This is a genomic window from Leucothrix arctica, from assembly GCF_003172895.1.
Classification (GTDB): Bacteria; Pseudomonadota; Gammaproteobacteria; order Thiotrichales; family Thiotrichaceae; genus Leucothrix; species Leucothrix arctica.
Map to the genome: position 1 here is coordinate 69,434 of NZ_QGKL01000041.1, position 15,370 is coordinate 84,803.

At 42.1% G+C, this 15,370-nt stretch carries 30 protein-coding genes; all 30 read right to left on the minus strand.

The features are described 5' to 3' along the window. Positions 1-9: 9 nt before the first annotated feature. The gene (gene bioB / locus DKT75_RS16535; RefSeq protein WP_109824806.1) at positions 10-1,065 is read right to left on the minus strand and encodes a biotin synthase BioB; all 1,056 of its coding nucleotides are present in this window, start codon (positions 1,063-1,065) and stop codon (positions 10-12) included. Then, positions 1,062-1,445, minus strand: coding sequence for a hypothetical protein (locus tag DKT75_RS16540; RefSeq protein ID WP_109824808.1), 384 nt, complete (start codon positions 1,443-1,445; stop codon positions 1,062-1,064). Before DKT75_RS16540 ends, bioB begins: the two co-directional genes overlap by 4 nt. Before the next feature lie 136 nt (positions 1,446-1,581). Beyond that, on the minus strand, positions 1,582-1,953 hold the full coding sequence (gene rplQ / locus DKT75_RS16545) for a 50S ribosomal protein L17 (protein WP_109824810.1): 372 nt from the start codon (positions 1,951-1,953) through the stop codon (positions 1,582-1,584). Between the two features lie 43 nt (positions 1,954-1,996). After that, positions 1,997-2,980, minus strand: coding sequence for a DNA-directed RNA polymerase subunit alpha (locus DKT75_RS16550; RefSeq protein ID WP_109824812.1), 984 nt, complete (start codon positions 2,978-2,980; stop codon positions 1,997-1,999). 51 nt (positions 2,981-3,031) lie between these two features. Then, positions 3,032-3,652 (minus strand): 30S ribosomal protein S4, encoded by a 621-nt coding sequence (gene rpsD / locus DKT75_RS16555; protein WP_109824816.1) that lies wholly within the window; start codon positions 3,650-3,652, stop codon positions 3,032-3,034. Between the two features lie 23 nt (positions 3,653-3,675). Then, positions 3,676-4,062 carry a 30S ribosomal protein S11 gene (gene rpsK, locus DKT75_RS16560; RefSeq protein WP_109824821.1) on the minus strand — a complete coding sequence of 129 codons (387 nt, stop codon included), beginning with the start codon at positions 4,060-4,062 and terminating at the stop codon, positions 3,676-3,678. Positions 4,063-4,082: 20 nt separating this feature from the next. Beyond that, entirely contained in the window at positions 4,083-4,439 is a 357-nt protein-coding gene (gene rpsM / locus DKT75_RS16565) for a 30S ribosomal protein S13 (protein ID WP_109824824.1), read from the minus strand. A gap of 128 nt (positions 4,440-4,567) precedes the next feature. Beyond that, positions 4,568-4,681: a 50S ribosomal protein L36 gene (rpmJ, locus tag DKT75_RS16570; protein WP_109824826.1), complete on the minus strand. Its 114-nt coding sequence runs from the start codon at positions 4,679-4,681 to the stop codon at positions 4,568-4,570. Between the two features lie 25 nt (positions 4,682-4,706). Beyond that, positions 4,707-6,038, minus strand: a complete 1,332-nt coding sequence (secY, locus tag DKT75_RS16575) for a preprotein translocase subunit SecY (protein ID WP_109825057.1) — start codon at positions 6,036-6,038, stop codon at positions 4,707-4,709. 42 nt (positions 6,039-6,080) lie between these two features. Beyond that, positions 6,081-6,515 carry a 50S ribosomal protein L15 gene (rplO, locus tag DKT75_RS16580; RefSeq protein ID WP_109824829.1) on the minus strand — a complete coding sequence of 145 codons (435 nt, stop codon included), beginning with the start codon at positions 6,513-6,515 and terminating at the stop codon, positions 6,081-6,083. A 2-nt stretch (positions 6,516-6,517) separates the two neighbouring features. Continuing rightward, entirely contained in the window at positions 6,518-6,709 is a 192-nt protein-coding gene (gene rpmD, locus DKT75_RS16585) for a 50S ribosomal protein L30 (RefSeq protein ID WP_109824831.1), read from the minus strand. Beyond that, on the minus strand, positions 6,709-7,218 hold the full coding sequence (rpsE, locus tag DKT75_RS16590; protein WP_109824833.1) for a 30S ribosomal protein S5: 510 nt from the start codon (positions 7,216-7,218) through the stop codon (positions 6,709-6,711). Before rpsE ends, rpmD begins: the two co-directional genes overlap by 1 nt. Positions 7,219-7,229: 11 nt before the next feature. After that, entirely contained in the window at positions 7,230-7,583 is a 354-nt protein-coding gene (gene rplR, locus DKT75_RS16595) for a 50S ribosomal protein L18 (RefSeq protein ID WP_109824836.1), read from the minus strand. Positions 7,584-7,602: 19 nt separating this feature from the next. Next, a complete protein-coding gene (rplF, locus tag DKT75_RS16600) occupies positions 7,603-8,139 on the minus strand; it encodes a 50S ribosomal protein L6 (RefSeq protein WP_109824838.1) in 537 nt (178 codons plus the stop codon). Positions 8,140-8,151: 12 nt separating this feature from the next. Next, positions 8,152-8,547, minus strand: coding sequence for a 30S ribosomal protein S8 (gene rpsH, locus DKT75_RS16605; RefSeq protein ID WP_109824842.1), 396 nt, complete (start codon positions 8,545-8,547; stop codon positions 8,152-8,154). Positions 8,548-8,559: 12 nt separating this feature from the next. Beyond that, a complete protein-coding gene (gene rpsN / locus DKT75_RS16610) occupies positions 8,560-8,865 on the minus strand; it encodes a 30S ribosomal protein S14 (protein WP_109824844.1) in 306 nt (101 codons plus the stop codon). An 11-nt stretch (positions 8,866-8,876) separates the two neighbouring features. Further along, positions 8,877-9,416, minus strand: a complete 540-nt coding sequence (rplE, locus tag DKT75_RS16615) for a 50S ribosomal protein L5 (protein WP_109824847.1) — start codon at positions 9,414-9,416, stop codon at positions 8,877-8,879. A 10-nt stretch (positions 9,417-9,426) separates the two neighbouring features. Beyond that, positions 9,427-9,744, minus strand: a complete 318-nt coding sequence (rplX, locus tag DKT75_RS16620) for a 50S ribosomal protein L24 (RefSeq protein ID WP_109824849.1) — start codon at positions 9,742-9,744, stop codon at positions 9,427-9,429. Positions 9,745-9,759: 15 nt separating this feature from the next. Then, positions 9,760-10,128 carry a 50S ribosomal protein L14 gene (rplN, locus tag DKT75_RS16625; RefSeq protein ID WP_109824852.1) on the minus strand — a complete coding sequence of 123 codons (369 nt, stop codon included), beginning with the start codon at positions 10,126-10,128 and terminating at the stop codon, positions 9,760-9,762. A gap of 43 nt (positions 10,129-10,171) precedes the next feature. Beyond that, positions 10,172-10,444, minus strand: coding sequence for a 30S ribosomal protein S17 (rpsQ, locus tag DKT75_RS16630; RefSeq protein WP_109824855.1), 273 nt, complete (start codon positions 10,442-10,444; stop codon positions 10,172-10,174). Between the two features lie 2 nt (positions 10,445-10,446). Further along, positions 10,447-10,644, minus strand: coding sequence for a 50S ribosomal protein L29 (gene rpmC / locus DKT75_RS16635; protein WP_109824857.1), 198 nt, complete (start codon positions 10,642-10,644; stop codon positions 10,447-10,449). Then, a complete protein-coding gene (gene rplP, locus DKT75_RS16640) occupies positions 10,644-11,057 on the minus strand; it encodes a 50S ribosomal protein L16 (protein ID WP_109824860.1) in 414 nt (137 codons plus the stop codon). Before rplP ends, rpmC begins: the two co-directional genes overlap by 1 nt. A 14-nt stretch (positions 11,058-11,071) precedes the next feature. After that, entirely contained in the window at positions 11,072-11,758 is a 687-nt protein-coding gene (rpsC, locus tag DKT75_RS16645; RefSeq protein WP_109824862.1) for a 30S ribosomal protein S3, read from the minus strand. A 4-nt stretch (positions 11,759-11,762) separates the two neighbouring features. Next, positions 11,763-12,101 carry a 50S ribosomal protein L22 gene (rplV, locus tag DKT75_RS16650; protein WP_109824865.1) on the minus strand — a complete coding sequence of 113 codons (339 nt, stop codon included), beginning with the start codon at positions 12,099-12,101 and terminating at the stop codon, positions 11,763-11,765. 6 nt (positions 12,102-12,107) lie between these two features. Further along, positions 12,108-12,380 carry a 30S ribosomal protein S19 gene (rpsS, locus tag DKT75_RS16655; RefSeq protein ID WP_109824868.1) on the minus strand — a complete coding sequence of 91 codons (273 nt, stop codon included), beginning with the start codon at positions 12,378-12,380 and terminating at the stop codon, positions 12,108-12,110. Positions 12,381-12,387: 7 nt separating this feature from the next. Beyond that, positions 12,388-13,215 carry a 50S ribosomal protein L2 gene (gene rplB, locus DKT75_RS16660; RefSeq protein ID WP_109824871.1) on the minus strand — a complete coding sequence of 276 codons (828 nt, stop codon included), beginning with the start codon at positions 13,213-13,215 and terminating at the stop codon, positions 12,388-12,390. Positions 13,216-13,218: 3 nt separating this feature from the next. Beyond that, positions 13,219-13,515 carry a 50S ribosomal protein L23 gene (rplW, locus tag DKT75_RS16665; protein WP_109824873.1) on the minus strand — a complete coding sequence of 99 codons (297 nt, stop codon included), beginning with the start codon at positions 13,513-13,515 and terminating at the stop codon, positions 13,219-13,221. Beyond that, positions 13,512-14,114 carry a 50S ribosomal protein L4 gene (rplD, locus tag DKT75_RS16670; RefSeq protein WP_109824875.1) on the minus strand — a complete coding sequence of 201 codons (603 nt, stop codon included), beginning with the start codon at positions 14,112-14,114 and terminating at the stop codon, positions 13,512-13,514. The genes rplW and rplD overlap by 4 nt, the downstream gene beginning before the upstream one ends. 5 nt (positions 14,115-14,119) lie before the next feature. Next, positions 14,120-14,749: a 50S ribosomal protein L3 gene (gene rplC, locus DKT75_RS16675; protein ID WP_109824877.1), complete on the minus strand. Its 630-nt coding sequence runs from the start codon at positions 14,747-14,749 to the stop codon at positions 14,120-14,122. Positions 14,750-14,964: 215 nt separating this feature from the next. Further along, positions 14,965-15,282, minus strand: a complete 318-nt coding sequence (rpsJ, locus tag DKT75_RS16680) for a 30S ribosomal protein S10 (RefSeq protein ID WP_425451405.1) — start codon at positions 15,280-15,282, stop codon at positions 14,965-14,967. Positions 15,283-15,370 lie beyond the last annotated feature (88 nt).

The following is a 15,370-nucleotide window of genomic DNA, read 5'->3' on the forward strand; positions in this document are numbered from 1 at the left end:
ACCTATTGCTTAGTGAGCTAACGGCAATGTGTGTAGAGATTCTTTCTTATCTTCCACAGACACTTTAATACTATCTAAAGCACTGATTGGCATATCTTCCGCAGTCGCTTCAAACTTAGCCTTTTCAGGCTCTATTCCTAACTTAGCGAACAATGCTTGGTCATGACCTTCATTTGGATTATCAGTTGTTAACAACCTATCTCCGTAGAACATTGAGTTAGCACCTGCAAAGAAACATAACGATTGAGTTTGCTCGTTCATTTCCATGCGACCTGCTGACAGTCGAACGTATGATTTAGGCATCATGATACGTGCAACGGCAATTGTACGGATAAACTCAAATGCATCTAACTTATCAATACCATCCAAAGGTGTACCTTTTACTTGAACTAAGTCATTAATTGGTACTGAACCAGGATGCTCTGGTAGGTTTGCAAGCTCTTGTAACAGACGAGCACGATCAAAACGAGTCTCACCCATACCCAAGATACCACCGGAACATACGTTAATCCCAGAACCTCTTACATGAGAGATAGTGTCTATACGATCTTGGTAAGTACGTGTTGTAATTACTTCGCCATAAAACTCAGGTGATGTATCCAAATTATGGTTGTAATAATCTAGTCCAGCTTCCTTAAGCCGCTTAGCTTGCTCTTCTTTAAGCATACCCAAGGTTACGCATGTTTCCATACCCATTGCCTTAACTTCAGTGATCATATCGATTACTTTATCTAGACTTTTATCTGTTGGGTTACGCCAAGCAGCGCCCATGCAAAAACGAGTTGAACCGTTTGCTTTAGCTTCTGCTGCAGCTTTCTTAACAGCCGTAAGCTCTAGAAGTCTTTCACGCTCAAGCCCAGAATCATTAATAGCACTTTGCGAACAATATGAGCAATCTTCAGGACAAGCACCCGTTTTAATACTTAACAATGTACTTATTTGCACTTCGTTTGGGTTAAAAGTTTCACGGTGCAGCGTTTGCGCACGGAATATTAGGTCGTTAAATGGTAGGTCAAAAAGTGCTTCAACCTCTTCCACAGACCAATCATTGCGTAATTCAGTCATGCTTTTCCTTTATACTCAATATCTTGCCATGGCTCGCGACTGATCTGTCGGAGAGTGACAATGGAGAACGTTAATATAATCAAGGCGCAAACCGCCCATAGTAATAGCCAGTAACTCTTAATGAAGCCTTCTGGAGAGAAAGCTAAACAAGGCACTAGAAGCCCAGCAACTGCATAATAGCAATAAGCGGCTCTTTGGGTATAGAAACCTACTCTTGGATTGGGGTGATGGCGACAAATAGCATATACAAGAATAGAAGCCCCGAACCATAAAACAAATAAAGCAGGGAATGTAATTGCTAATAAATTGCCATATGTAAAAAAACGAGCTGTCTTTTTTGAATCTTCTGCAGCTTGAACTTTAGTCACTAGTTGATCCATAACCTCTACCTAACAATGCTTACAGTATATGAAGTGAAGTATGCCATAGCTCTAACCTAAATCCTTAAATTACAGGCATAAAAAAAGCCGAGATAAACTCAGCTTTTTTTATAACCAAACCAAAAGATTAAGCTAATTAAGCTACTTCTTCAGGACGGTCAACAAACTCAACATATGCCATTGGAGCATTGTCACCAGCACGGTAACCACACTTAATGATACGAAGGTAGCCACCAGGACGTTCCTGATAACGTGTTCCTAAGTCGTTGAATAAGATACCTGTTGTTTCTTTGTCACGTAGACGAGCAAAAATAATACGACGATTATGAACAGAGTCATTTTTCGCACGTGTTACTAGTGGCTCTACTACACGACGTAGTTCTTTTGCTTTAGCAACTGTAGTCTTGATAGCGCCATGTAAAATTACTGCATTACATAGAGCTTGCAAAGTCGCCTTACGGTGACTGCTGTTACGACTAAGTTGACGACCAATATTACGATGGCGCATGTTCTACATCCTTACCTAAATTCTAATCTATGCCAACCGGCAATCACTTCTCAATAGTTGATGGCGGCCAGTTTTCTAGTCTTGCACCTAGTGTCAGACCATGCGACGCCAAAACATCTTTGATTTCTGTTAGAGACTTCTTACCAAGGTTTGGAGTCTTCAACAGCTCGTTTTCTGTCTTTTGAACCAAGTCACCGATGTAGTAAACCTGCTCAGCCTTTAGACAATTAGCAGAGCGTACTGTTAGCTCTAAATCATCAACTGGGCGTAATAGCACAGGGTCAACTTCTGGTTCTGGCTCTACATCTGGCTCTGGCTCAACGATAGTTAGATCGAAGAATACAGCCAATTGTTCATGCAAAATCGTAGCAGCACGACTAATCGCTTCTTGTGGACCAACTGAACCATCAGTTTCTAGTTCAATGATCAACTTGTCCATATCCGTACGTTGCTCAACACGTGCACTATCTACAGTGTATGCAACTCGAATAACTGGACTAAAGCTAGCATCAAGAACTAAAGTTCCTAATGGTAATTCTTCAGCCTCTGGACCACGACGAACACTAGCAGGCTGATAACCACGACCACGAGCAATAGTAATGCTCATATCTAGTTCAACATCAGATGTAATCGTTGCGATAACATGGTCAGGATCAATTAACTCAACGTCATGATCAAGACGGATATCAGCAGCAGTAACAACACCTGGGCCTGACTTTCTTAAATCCAAAGTTACGCTATCTTTTTCGTTAAGACGTACAGCAAGACCTTTAAGATTCAACAGAATCTCAACTACGTCTTCCTTAATACCTTCAATAGCAGTGTATTCATGATCAACACCACTAATCTTAACTTCAGTAACAGCACAACCAGAGATAGAAGATAGAAGTATTCTACGCAGAGCATTACCAAGAGTATGACCAAAGCCGCGTTCTAGCGGCTCCAGTACTATCTTAGATGTCCGGCTATTGACTTCACTAACCTGAATATTACGAGGCTTTAGTAAATCTGTTGCAGTAGACACTATAACAATCCCTCTAAATTAACTAAGTTTCCAACAAGGCTAAAAGCCAAGAGATTACTTAGAGTAAAGTTCAACAATGAGAGACTCATTAATCTCTGATGATAACTCATCACGCTCTGGTACAGATTTGAAAACACCATCTAATTTCTTAGTGTCAACTTCTACCCAGCCAACAAAACCAAGCTGATCAGCAACAGACATCGCATCTTGAATACGAATCTGCTTCTTTGCTTTCTCACGGATAGAAACCGCGTCGCCAGCTTTAACTTGGTATGAAGGGATGTTAACTAAAGTACCGTTAACAACTATCGACTTGTGGCTAACCATCTGACGAGCTTCTGCTCTAGTAGATGCATAACCCATACGATAAACAACGTTATCCAAACGACACTCTAAAAGTTGTAGCAAGTTTTCACCTGTAGAACCTTTAAGACGTGCTGCCTTTTTAAAGTAGTTACGGAATTGCTTTTCTAAAACGCCATAAGTACGTTTTACTTTCTGCTTTTCACGTAGTTGTGAACCATATTCAGATAAACGAGTACGACGCTCAGCGTGTACACCTGGAATCTTATCTAGCTTACATTTGTTCTCTAAAGAACGTCCGCGACCTTTCAGGAACAAATCAGTTCCTTCACGACGCATTAGCTTACACTTAGCACCAATATAACGGGCCATAACAAATCTCCTTTATATTGCGACTAAACGCGACGTTTCTTTGGTGGACGGCAGCCATTATGTGGAATCGGCGTTACATCCATAATCTGAGTGATCTTATATCCGATGTTATTCAACGCACGAACCGCTGATTCACGACCAGGACCAGGACCTTTGACCATTACGTCAAGGTTCTTAAGACCATATTCTTTTGCAGCTTCTCCAGCACGTTCAGCAGCAACCTGTGCAGCAAAAGGTGTGCTTTTACGAGAACCACGGAAACCTGATCCACCAGCAGTTGCCCAAGATAGAGCATTACCCTGACGGTCAGTAATTGTAATAATAGTATTATTAAAAGACGCATGAACGTGAGCAATACCATCGCTTACGGACTTTTTGACTTTTTTACGAGCTTTAGTGGCTTTAGCCATGTTTCAATTCCTGTCGTCTGTTACTTGCGAATTGGCTTTCTAGGGCCTTTACGCGTGCGTGCATTCGTTTTGGTACGTTGTCCACGAAGTGGTAAACCACGACGATGACGAATACCACGGTAGCAGCCTAAGTCCATCAAACGCTTGATGTTCATAGATACTTCACGACGTAAATCACCTTCAACAGTAAATTTAGCAATCTCACCACGAAGTAACTCTACTTCTTCTTCAGTAAGGTCGCGAATTTTAGTGTTAGGCGCCACATTAGTAGCAACACACACATCTTCTGAGCGTGAACGTCCTATGCCATAAATCGCAGTTAATGCGATAACAACATGTTTGTTAACAGGGATATTAATACCCGCTATTCGAGCCATTTACCTATCTCCAGGCAGTCGAGAGGTGGGGACTTTACCCCAATCATCGACGTTAATCAATACAAGCGAAAAAAAACTTCTAAAGATACAAACTGTATTTTTAGAGTAGCTTTTTTCCTACCTAGCTTTTAACCCTGACGCTGTTTGTGTCTTGGGTCTGAACAAATGATTCTCACAACACCTTTACGCTTTACTACACGACAGTTGCGACACATCTTTTTAACAGAAGCACGTACCTTCATTTTTTAATCCTCTAACAGAATACTATCAACTAGTCCGGGGTTTGTTCTTCCCACCAGCTTTAAAATTAGCTTTCTTCATCAAACCTTCGTATTGCTGGGACATCATCATGCCTTGGACTTGAGCCAAGAAATCCATCACAACAACTACAATAATTAGCAACGAAGTACCACCGAAGTAGAACGGAACGCGCCAACCGTAGATAAGAAATTCTGGGAGCAAGCATACTAACGTAATATAGATCGCACCGACAGCAGTTAATCGCGTCATTACACCATCGATATACTTAGCAGTCTCTCTTCCAGGTCTTATACCAGGAATAAACGCACCTGCTTTCTTTAAGTTATCTGCTGTCTCTCTTGAGTTAAACACAAGAGCTGTGTAGAAAAACGTAAAGAAAATAATCGCCAAAGCATAAAACAAAATATACAAAGGTTGACCTGGTTGCAATTTACTAACTATAGGCTGCAACCACTCCATGCCATCAGATCTTGCAAACCAAGAACCCAATGTCGATGGAAACAATATAATACTAGAAGCAAATATAGGTGGGATAACACCCGCCATATTTAACTTAAGAGGCAAATGACTCGATTGCCCCATTGCCATACGTCGACCTTGCTGACGATTGGCATAATTGACAGTGATACGACGTTGAGCACGCTCAACAAACACCACAAAGGCAGTTACGAGCACAGCCATCGCTAATAGAATAATAACAAACTCAGGACGCAACTCACCATTACGAGCTAACTCCAAAGTTCCACCTATTGCGGTAGGCAAACCTGCAACGATACCTGCAAAGATGATCAGTGAAATACCATTTCCAATACCACGCTCAGTAATCTGCTCACCTAGCCACATTAGGAACAAAGTTCCTGTAACTAAAGAGATTACAGTTGTGATAATGAAACCAGTACCAGGATAGAGTGCAATTGTTTGTCCACCACCTAGATCTTGACCACCTAGAGCGACTGCAATACCTATACTTTGAAAAAGTGCAAGACCAACAGTACCATATCGCGTGTACTGAGTAATTTTACGCTTTCCTGACTCACCTTCTTTCTTAAGTTGTTCTAGAGACGGTACAACGGTAGTCATCAATTGCACAATGATAGATGCCGAAATATACGGCATGATACCAAGTGCAAATAGACTTAAACGCTGCAAGGCGCCGCCAGAAAACATATTAAAAACACCGAGAATTGTTCCGGTGTTTTGATCAAAAAACTGCTGTAAAGCAACCGGGTTAACCCCAGGGATTGGAATAAATGTACCAATTCTATAAACAATTAGAGCGAAAAAAACAAAGAGTAATCTTTGTTTTATTTCAGCAGAATTGCTCATACCACCAAGCATACTTGTAGGATTCTGACGTGCCACAGAGTTATCTCCGAATTATTATGCTTCGACTTTGCCCCCGGCTGCTTCAATGGCTGATTGAGCACCCTTTGTAGCGCCGATACCTTTAAGTGTTACTGCAGTAGCAATCTCACCTGATAAGATAACTTTAGCAAAACGAATATTTTTACTAACAATGTTAGCAGCCTTCAACACATCAAGATCAACAACTTCAGAACCTAATGAAGCAATCTCACTTAGACGAACTTCAGCAGTAACACGTGATTTTCTTGAAGTAAATCCGACCTTAGGCAGACGACGCTGCAAAGGCATCTGACCACCTTCAAATCCAGTCTTAGTGAAACCACCAGAACGAGATTTTTGGCCTTTATGACCACGACCAGCTGTCTTTCCTAAACCAGAACCAATACCGCGACCGACACGCTTACGATCTTTAGTACTGCCGTCAGCTGGCTTTAGTGTATTTAATCTCATGACTAAACCTCTTCAACCTTAACCATGTACGAGATCTTATTGATCATGCCACGGTTTTCAGGAGTATCAATAACTACTACAGATCTGTGTATTTTACGAATACCCAAACCATGTGCGCAATCTTGGTGTGACTTAAGACGTCCATTAAGACTCTTATACAATGTCACTTTAACAGAATTAGGAGTAGTAGCCATTAGCCCTTAACCTCTTCAACTGTTTTACCACGCTTTGCAGCAATCATTTCTGGTGAGTTCATATCGCCTAAACCTTTAATTGTAGCGCGAACTACATTAATTGGGTTACGTGAACCAACACATTTAGCCAAAACATTCTTGACACCGACAACTTCGAAAACAGCACGCATAGCGCCACCTGCGATGATACCAGTACCGTCAGAAGCTGGCTTCATGAAAACATGAGCTGCACCGTGACGAGCGTCAATTGGGTATTGTAAAGTACCGTTGTTCAATGGAACTGTAACCATGCTCTTACGAGCTTTTTCCATTGCTTTTTGGATAGCTACCGGCACTTCACGTGCTTTACCGTAACCAAAACCAATGCGACCATTACCGTCACCAACAACTGTTAGAGCTGTGAAACCAAAAACACGTCCACCTTTTACAACTTTTGCAACGCGGTTAACGTGAATCAGTTTCTCTTGCAAACCATCTGCAGCTACATCTGTATTATCTTGCTTCGCCATTCAGGGTCACCTTAGAACTGTAGTCCCGCTTCACGCGCTGCATCTGCAAGCGCCTTAATACGGCCATGATATTTAAAACCTGAGCGATCGAATGCAACAGATTCAACGCCTTTCTCTTTTGCACGCTCTGCAACTAGTTTACCAACAGCCATAGCTGCATCTATATTACCAGTTGAAGCCAATTCACCACGCAAAGAGCTCTCTACAGTTGAAGCACTAGCTAGTACTTCATTTGTTACTGCTGAGATAACCTGAGCATAAATGTGATTGGAAGAACGGTGTACTGACAATCGATCTACGCGTAACTCACGCATCTTAAAACGACTACGCTTACCACGACGAATACGAGCAGTTTTCTTGTTCATCACAAACCTCTGTTAAATCTTACTTCTTTTTCGCTTCTTTACGAAGAATATGTTCGCCCGCATACTTCACACCCTTACCTTTATAAGGCTCTGGTGGACGATAAGCGCGAATGTTAGCTGCTGCTTGACCTAATGCCTGCTTGTCAGCGCCCTTAAGGACGATTTCAGTTTGGCTTGGTAATTCAGCAGTAACACCTTCAGGCAGCTCGTATACAACTGGGTGTGAAAAACCTAATGATAGGTTAATCGCTTTACCCTTCAACTGTGCTCTGTAACCAACACCGACTAACTCAAGCTTACGCTCGAAACCAGTGCTAACACCTTGAATCATGTTGCTTACTAGCGAACGCATAGTACCAGCCATTGCCCAAGCAGAGTCATTACAACCTTCTGCTGGAGCAAAAACGATCTTACCTTCGTCTTCAGTAATACTTACCGTCTTATGAACAGTGTAATCAAAAGAGCCATTAGCTCCTTTAATACCGACATTTTGACCATCAATTTTAAGGTTTACACCTGATGGCAAAATAATAGGATTTTTAGCAATTCTTGACATGATTAAGCCTTCTTATTCAACTGAGCAGATTACTTCGCCACCGAAGCCAGCCGCTTTAGCAGCAGTTCCGCTCATCACACCTTGAGAAGTTGAAACGATTGCAACACCTAGGCCACCTAAGACCTCTGGCATTTCATCCTTACCTCTGAAAATACGAAGACCTGGACGACTAACGCGCTTGATCTTACTAATAACAGGCTTACCTTGATAGTACTTAAGATCAACAGTAATACTTGGCTTACCGTCTACTTGACCATCAGAAAAACCTGCAACATAACCTTCACCAACCAACACTTCAAGTACTGACTTCTTCAGCTTTGACGCCGGAAAAGAAACATTACTTTTATTTGCTGTTTGGCCGTTACGGATACGCGTTAACATATCTGCAATTGGATCGCTCATACTCATAATACGTATTCCTTACCAGCTAGCTTTTGACAAGCCAGGTACATCGCCACGCATTGTAGCTTCACGAAGCTGAATACGAGACAAACCAAACTTACGATAAACACCATGAGGTCGACCAGTCAAGACACAACGGCGACGCTGACGAGCTGGACTACTATTTCTTGGTAACTTTTGCAAACTATCTACCGCAGCCATAACTTCTTCGAAGCTACTTGTTGGCTTAGCGATAATAGTCTTTAGCTCAGCACGCTTTTTAGCGAACTTTTCTACCAACTTCGTACGCTTAGTTTCGCGTGCAATCATTGATTTCTTAGCCATTCCTAGATCCTCTATTTCTTAAAAGGGAACTTGAAGGCATCTAACAGAGCTTTACCTTCTTCATTCGTCTTAGCTGTAGTTGCAATAGCAATGTCCAGCCCTCTGATCGCGTCAATCTTGTCATAATCAATTTCAGGGAAAATGATTTGCTCGCTAAAACCAAGATTGTAGTTACCGCGACCATCAAATGAACGAGGGTTAAGTCCACGGAAATCACGTACACGAGGAATTGAAACAGTGATCAGACGATCTAAAAACTCATACATCTTTTCGCGACGTAAAGTAACCATACAACCAATCGGCCAATTATCACGAATCTTGAACCCAGCGATAGATTTACGTGACATTGTTACAACTGGCTTTTGACCAGAAATAAGTGCCATTTCTTCAACAGCTTTCTCGATGATTTTCTTATCACCAACTGCCTCGCCTAGACCCATATTCAAAGTAATGTGTGTCAAACGTGGCACTTCCATTACATTTTCTAAACCTAGAGTCTCTTGTAATTCTTTTACAAGCGTCTCTCTGTAATAATCTTCTAACCTAGCCATCGTGATTACCTTAAGCGCCTACAATTTCGCCGTTAGACTTAAAAAAGCGAACCTTTTTTCCATCTTCCAGAACTTTAAAACCAACACGGTCACCCTTACCTGTTGCTGGATTAACCAGCATCACGTTAGAAGCTTCAATAGGTAAATCTTTATCGATTATACCACCAGCAATACCTGCATTAGGATTACCTTTCTGATGCTTCTTGGCAGTATTCACGCCTTGAACCAAAACTTTACCATTGTTCAGAACTGTAGTAATTGTACTGCGGCGACCTTTGTCTTTACCGCTAATTACTAAAACTTCGTCACCTTTATTTAACTTCTTCATAAATACCTACCTGCCTTACAGAACTTCTGGAGCAAGAGAGATAATCTTCATGAAGTTTTTAGCTCTCAACTCGCGAGTTACAGGGCCAAAGATACGTGTACCCATTGGCTCGTTTTTAGAGTTAAGCAAAACCGCAGAATTATTATCAAAACGGATTAGAGAACCATCTCTACGTCTTACACCAGTCGCTGTACGAACAACAACGGCGCTATAAACGTCACCCTTCTTTACTTTTCCACGTGGAATTGCTTCCTGGATACTTACTTTGATGATATCACCAATAGCAGCATAACGACGGTGTGAACCACCAAGTACTTTTATGCACTTGACTCGTCTAGCACCACTGTTATCTGCTACTTGTAAAACTGTTTGCATCTGAATCATGATTATATCCCGACTTCAGCTTGAGTCAGATCAAAGAGGCTGATTAAGCGCCTTCGACCACTTTAATTAAAGACCAAGATTTAGTCTTAGACATAGGGCGACACTGTTGAAAAATCACAGTATCACCTTCTTTGCAGACATTATTCTCGTCATGGACATGGTATTTTGTTGAGCGGCGAATGTACTTACCATATAAAGGGTGACGTACTTTTCGCTCTGTCATAACAGTAATGGTTTTATCCATTTTATCGCTGACAACAACACCTTGCAACTTGCTTGCAGTTTTCTCTACTGCTACCTGTGCTTCTTCGCTCATTTTCACTTACCTGTAGACTGCATTTCTGCCAAGATCGTTTTGATTCTAGCGATCTTGCGACGGGCCACCTTCATATCAGATGGACGAGCAAGCTGGCCAGTAGCACGCTGCATGCGTAGAGCAAACTGCTCTTTAAGTGTCTCAAGCAATTCAACATTTAGCTCTTCAACACTTTTATTACGTAATTCGCTAGCTTTCATCACATTACCTGCCGTGTAACAAATACAGTTTTCATTGGAAGCTTAGCTGCTGCAAGTGCGAATGCTTCTCTAGCAAGCTCTTCAGAAACACCTTCCATTTCATATAACATCCGGCCTGGCTGAATCTGGCAAACCCAGTACTCAACGTTACCCTTACCTTTACCCATACGCACTTCAAGAGGCTTACTAGTAATCGGCTTATCAGGAAAAACACGGATCCAAATTTTACCACCACGTTTAATATGACGAGTCATAGCACGACGTGCTGACTCAATTTGACGTGCTGTCAATCTACCACGGTCAGCAGCTTTGAGACCATACTCTCCAAAGCTAACCTTACTTCCCGTAACAGCCAAACCACGATTGCGGCCTTTAAACTGCTTACGGAATTTTGTTCTTTTAGGCTGTAACATCTCGAACCTCTAGTTTACTTTTTCTTGCCGTTTTTCTGGCTAGAACTGGCTTGCTTCTGCTCGAGATCAAAAACCTCGCCCTTATAGATCCATACTTTCACGCCAATAACGCCGTATGTAGTATTGGCACGCGATGTAGCGTAGTCAATATCAGCACGTAATGTGTGAAGTGGAACACGACCTTCTCTGTACCATTCAGTACGAGCGATCTCAGCGCCGTTTAAACGACCAGCAACAGCTACCTTAATACCAAGAGCTCCAAGACGCATCGCATTACTTACTGCACGCTTCATAGCTCGGCGGAACATAATACGACGTTCCAGCTGATTTGCAATACTTTCCGCAACTAATTTTGCATCTAGCTCTGGCTTGCGAATCTCTTCGATATTTAACTTAACGTTGTTTGGATGAATATCCATCAAAACTGCCGTCTGTTGACGAAGCTTCTCAATATCAGCACCCTTCTGACCAATTACAACACCCGGACGAGCAGTGTGAATTGTAATGAACGCTGACTTAGCAGGACGTTCGATCTGAATGCGGCTAACAGAAGCGCTTGCTAACTTCTTTTCCAAGAAAGCGCGAACTTCTAAATCTTTGTGCAAAAAGGCAGAATACTCTTTACCTTCTGCGTACCACTTTGAACGCCAATCTGTAGCGATACCAAGGCGAATACCTGTTGGATTTACTTTTTGACCCATTACATTATACCCCTGAATCGCCGACAACTAGCGTTATATGACTAGTACGCTTGATAATTCTATCTGCACGACCCTTAGCACGCGGCATGATACGCTTCATTGTAGGACCTTGATCAATATAGATCTTAGTCACTGACAATTCGTCAATATCAGCACCTTCATTATGCTCAGCGTTAGCAATAGCAGAATTCAATACTTTTTTAATGATCGTAGCGCCTTTCTTAGGGCTAAACGCTAATAACTCAAGCGCTTGCTCTACAGGCATTCCACGAACTTGATCGGCCACCAAACGACATTTTTGAGGTGAGATTCGTGCGAATCTTAAATTTGCTGAAACTTCCATCATCAATTACCTGGCTTTTTTGTCCGCAACATGACCACGGAACAAGCGTGTAGGAGAAAACTCACCTAACTTGTGTCCAACCATATTTTCGTTGATCAATACGGGAACATGTTGACGTCCATTATGTACCGCAATAGTTAAACCAACCATTTCAGGAAGAATCATTGAACGGCGAGACCATGTCTTAACAGGCTTGCGATCATTATTCTTAACAGCTGTAAGTACTTTGCTCATCAAATGATGATCAACAAAAGGACCTTTCTTTAGAGAACGTGGCATAGCCCGACTACCTCTTATTTCTGCGGCGAACGATCAAACTATCCGTACGCTTATTCTTACGAGTCTTGAAGCCCTTAGTAGGAGTACCCCAAGGCGATACAGGATGACGACCACCCGATGTTTTACCTTCACCACCACCATGTGGGTGATCGATAGGATTCATCGCTACACCACGTACTGTAGGGCGAACACCCATATGACGTGACGCACCTGCCTTACCAAGCTTACGCAGACCGTGCTCTGAATTACCAACTTCACCAATAGTAGCACGGCAATCTGATAAAACTTTGCGCATCTCACCTGAACGCAAACGAAGTGTCGAGTAACGACCTTCACGAGCGATTAGCTGAGCTGAAGTACCAGCACTACGTGCGATCTGAGCACCCTTCTGAGGCTTCATCTCTACACAATGAACAACAGTACCAACAGGTATGTTCTTCAACTGCATTGAATTACCAGCAGAAATAACTACAGCATCACCTGAAACGATTGCCGCGCCTGCAGAAACATTCTTAGGGGCAATAATGTAACGTCGCTCACCATCAGCATATTTCAACAATGCAATATTAGCACTACGGTTTGGATCATACTCTAAACGCTCAACAACAGCCGGAATGCCATCCTTGTTACGCTTAAAGTCAATAATACGGTAATGCTGCTTATGACCACCACCAATATGACGAGTAGTGATACGACCGTTATTATTACGACCACCTGACTTGCTTTGACTCTCAAGCAAAGCCTTAAAAGGCTTTCCTTTATGCAATTCTTTATTTACAACTTTAACCTGATGGCGACGCCCAGGAGAAGTTGGCTTCATCTTTACTAATGCCATGATTTATCCCTCACCCTGAATATCAAGCGACTGACCTTCAGCAAGCTTCACATAAGCTTTCTTCCAATCTTTACGCTTACCAGCACGTTTTCCGAAGTTCTTTTTCTTACCCTTAACTTTAACGGTACGAACTTCGTCAACTTTGACTTCAAAAAGCTGCTCAATAGCCTTTTTGATTTCTAGCTTACTAGCATCAACCGATACTTTGAAAGCTTGCATATTAGCTGACTCAGACATACCAACTGTCTTCTCAGTAACGTGCGGGCCAAATACAACTTGATAAATACGTTCCTGATTCATGACAACCACTCCTGTACTTTAGCAAGTGCAGCTGTAGTGATCAGAACTTTCTCATGACCTACCAAACTAACTGGGTTAAGACCTTGAACATCAAGCGCCTCACAATGTGGGATATTACGTGTAGATAAATACACATTCATATCATCAACATCAGTAACGATTAACGCATTCAAGCAATCCAACTCTTTTAACTTAGCAATCATCGCTTGAGTCTTAGGAGCATCAGCTGTGAAGCTATCAACTACTACCAAACGATCTTGTCTTACAAGTTCAGAGAAGATTGAACGTATCGCAGCACGATACATTTTCTTATTTAACTTTTTCGTGTAATCACGAGGCTTAGCAGCAAATGTAACACCACCTTTACGCCAGATTGGACCACGAGAAGTACCAGCACGCGCTCGGCCAGTACCTTTTTGACGCCATGGCTTAGCGCCACCGCCACTCACTTCAGAGCGAGTCTTTTGTGCCTTAGTCCCAGAGCGACCGCCAGCCATATAGGTGACTACCGCTTGGTGAACCAGTGTTTCATTGAAATCTTTTGCGAATATCGCATCATTGACTTCCAACGAACCACCATTGGTGATTTGTAATTCCATCTTAATTAACCTTTAATAGCCGGCTTGACAAGGATAGTAGAGCCTTTAGCTCCAGGTACCGCGCCTTTAACCAACAGCAGATTTCTTTCAGCATCAACACGAATAATCTCAAGATTATGAGTAGTGTGACTTACCGAACCCATGTGACCCGCCATTTTCTTACCTTTGAAAACGCGACCAGGAGTTTGACACTGACCAATAGAACCAGGTGTACGATGATTGACCGAGTTACCATGAGTTGCATCTTTACCAGCAAAGTTCCAACGCTTCAGAACACCAGCAAAACCTTTACCCTTAGTAACACCAGCAACATCAACGTTCTGACCTGCTTCAAATACATCTACTTCGACACTTGAACCCAACTCATAATTAGCTGGGTCAATACGAATTTCGCGACATGCAGCACCTGCTTCAACACCCGCTTTAGCGTAGTGACCAGCAAGAGCCTTAGTGACACGAGACGCCTTTTTTGTACCACGAATCAACTGAACAGCGTTATAGCCATCAGTCTCAACTGTTTTCACTTGTGATACGCGATTAGGCGTTACTTCTAGAACTGTTACCGGAATAGCAGATCCATCTTCATTAAATACTCGAGTCATTCCAACTTTTAGACCCAGCAGACTGATTGCCATACGGCACCTCTCTTAAAAAATCACTCTAAAAAAGAGCCATTTCCTAACTTAATTTTGTAGGAAAAAACTGGCCCGACCAAGGGTCGAGCCAATAAAGCGACGAATTATGCCAGAAGACCGGGCATTAATATACAATAAAATTCATATTTCTGTAACACTGATAAAAAACCAATATCACCACGAACCTTATGACGTTAACACCAGCCTTAAAACAATTAATTCAGTTTGATCTGAACATCAACACCAGCAGCAAGATCTAACTTCATCAATGCATCAACTGTTCTTTCTGTTGGATCAACAATATCCATCAAACGCTTATGAGTACGAATTTCATACTGGTCACGAGCATCTTTGTTTACGTGTGGTGAAGTCAAAACAGTGAAACGCTCTTTACGAGTAGGCAAAGGGATTGGACCCTTAACTCGAGCACCTGTTCTTTTTGCAGTTTCAACAATCTCACTTGCAGAACGATCAATCAACTTGTGATCAAATGCTTTCAAGCGAATACGGATTCTTTGATTAGACATAACTATTACTCTAAAACTTGGCTTCAACGAACGCTCGTACCCAATGGCACGACCAAAATCTCGCAATACTAAACATATCTAAAACGATACCTCA

Bases quoted from the DNA above. Each gene is read 5' to 3' on its own strand.
- bioB (WP_109824806.1), bottom strand. From the start codon at position 1,065: ATGACTGAATTACGCAATGATTGGTCTGTGGAAGAGGTTGAAGCACTT.
- DKT75_RS16540 (WP_109824808.1), bottom strand. From the start codon at position 1,445: ATGGATCAACTAGTGACTAAAGTTCAAGCTGCAGAAGATTCAAAAAAG.
- rplQ (WP_109824810.1), bottom strand. From the start codon at position 1,953: ATGCGCCATCGTAATATTGGTCGTCAACTTAGTCGTAACAGCAGTCAC.
- rpsD (WP_109824816.1), bottom strand. From the start codon at position 3,652: ATGGCCCGTTATATTGGTGCTAAGTGTAAGCTAATGCGTCGTGAAGGA.
- rpsK (WP_109824821.1), bottom strand. From the start codon at position 4,062: ATGGCTAAAGCCACTAAAGCTCGTAAAAAAGTCAAAAAGTCCGTAAGC.
- rpsM (WP_109824824.1), bottom strand. From the start codon at position 4,439: ATGGCTCGAATAGCGGGTATTAATATCCCTGTTAACAAACATGTTGTT.
- rpmJ (WP_109824826.1), bottom strand. From the start codon at position 4,681: ATGAAGGTACGTGCTTCTGTTAAAAAGATGTGTCGCAACTGTCGTGTA.
- secY (WP_109825057.1), bottom strand. From the start codon at position 6,038: ATGCTTGGTGGTATGAGCAATTCTGCTGAAATAAAACAAAGATTACTC.
- rplO (WP_109824829.1), bottom strand. From the start codon at position 6,515: ATGAGATTAAATACACTAAAGCCAGCTGACGGCAGTACTAAAGATCGT.
- rpmD (WP_109824831.1), bottom strand. From the start codon at position 6,709: ATGGCTACTACTCCTAATTCTGTTAAAGTGACATTGTATAAGAGTCTT.
- rpsE (WP_109824833.1), bottom strand. From the start codon at position 7,218: ATGGCGAAGCAAGATAATACAGATGTAGCTGCAGATGGTTTGCAAGAG.
- rplR (WP_109824836.1), bottom strand. From the start codon at position 7,583: ATGAACAAGAAAACTGCTCGTATTCGTCGTGGTAAGCGTAGTCGTTTT.
- rplF (WP_109824838.1), bottom strand. From the start codon at position 8,139: ATGTCAAGAATTGCTAAAAATCCTATTATTTTGCCATCAGGTGTAAAC.
- rpsH (WP_109824842.1), bottom strand. From the start codon at position 8,547: ATGAGTATGAGCGATCCAATTGCAGATATGTTAACGCGTATCCGTAAC.
- rpsN (WP_109824844.1), bottom strand. From the start codon at position 8,865: ATGGCTAAGAAATCAATGATTGCACGCGAAACTAAGCGTACGAAGTTG.
- rplE (WP_109824847.1), bottom strand. From the start codon at position 9,416: ATGGCTAGGTTAGAAGATTATTACAGAGAGACGCTTGTAAAAGAATTA.
- rplX (WP_109824849.1), bottom strand. From the start codon at position 9,744: ATGAAGAAGTTAAATAAAGGTGACGAAGTTTTAGTAATTAGCGGTAAA.
- rplN (WP_109824852.1), bottom strand. From the start codon at position 10,128: ATGATTCAGATGCAAACAGTTTTACAAGTAGCAGATAACAGTGGTGCT.
- rpsQ (WP_109824855.1), bottom strand. From the start codon at position 10,444: ATGAGCGAAGAAGCACAGGTAGCAGTAGAGAAAACTGCAAGCAAGTTG.
- rpmC (WP_109824857.1), bottom strand. From the start codon at position 10,644: ATGAAAGCTAGCGAATTACGTAATAAAAGTGTTGAAGAGCTAAATGTT.
- rplP (WP_109824860.1), bottom strand. From the start codon at position 11,057: ATGTTACAGCCTAAAAGAACAAAATTCCGTAAGCAGTTTAAAGGCCGC.
- rpsC (WP_109824862.1), bottom strand. From the start codon at position 11,758: ATGGGTCAAAAAGTAAATCCAACAGGTATTCGCCTTGGTATCGCTACA.
- rplV (WP_109824865.1), bottom strand. From the start codon at position 12,101: ATGGAAGTTTCAGCAAATTTAAGATTCGCACGAATCTCACCTCAAAAA.
- rpsS (WP_109824868.1), bottom strand. From the start codon at position 12,380: ATGCCACGTTCTCTAAAGAAAGGTCCTTTTGTTGATCATCATTTGATG.
- rplB (WP_109824871.1), bottom strand. From the start codon at position 13,215: ATGGCATTAGTAAAGATGAAGCCAACTTCTCCTGGGCGTCGCCATCAG.
- rplW (WP_109824873.1), bottom strand. From the start codon at position 13,515: ATGAATCAGGAACGTATTTATCAAGTTGTATTTGGCCCGCACGTTACT.
- rplD (WP_109824875.1), bottom strand. From the start codon at position 14,114: ATGGAATTACAAATCACCAATGGTGGTTCGTTGGAAGTCAATGATGCG.
- rplC (WP_109824877.1), bottom strand. From the start codon at position 14,749: ATGGCAATCAGTCTGCTGGGTCTAAAAGTTGGAATGACTCGAGTATTT.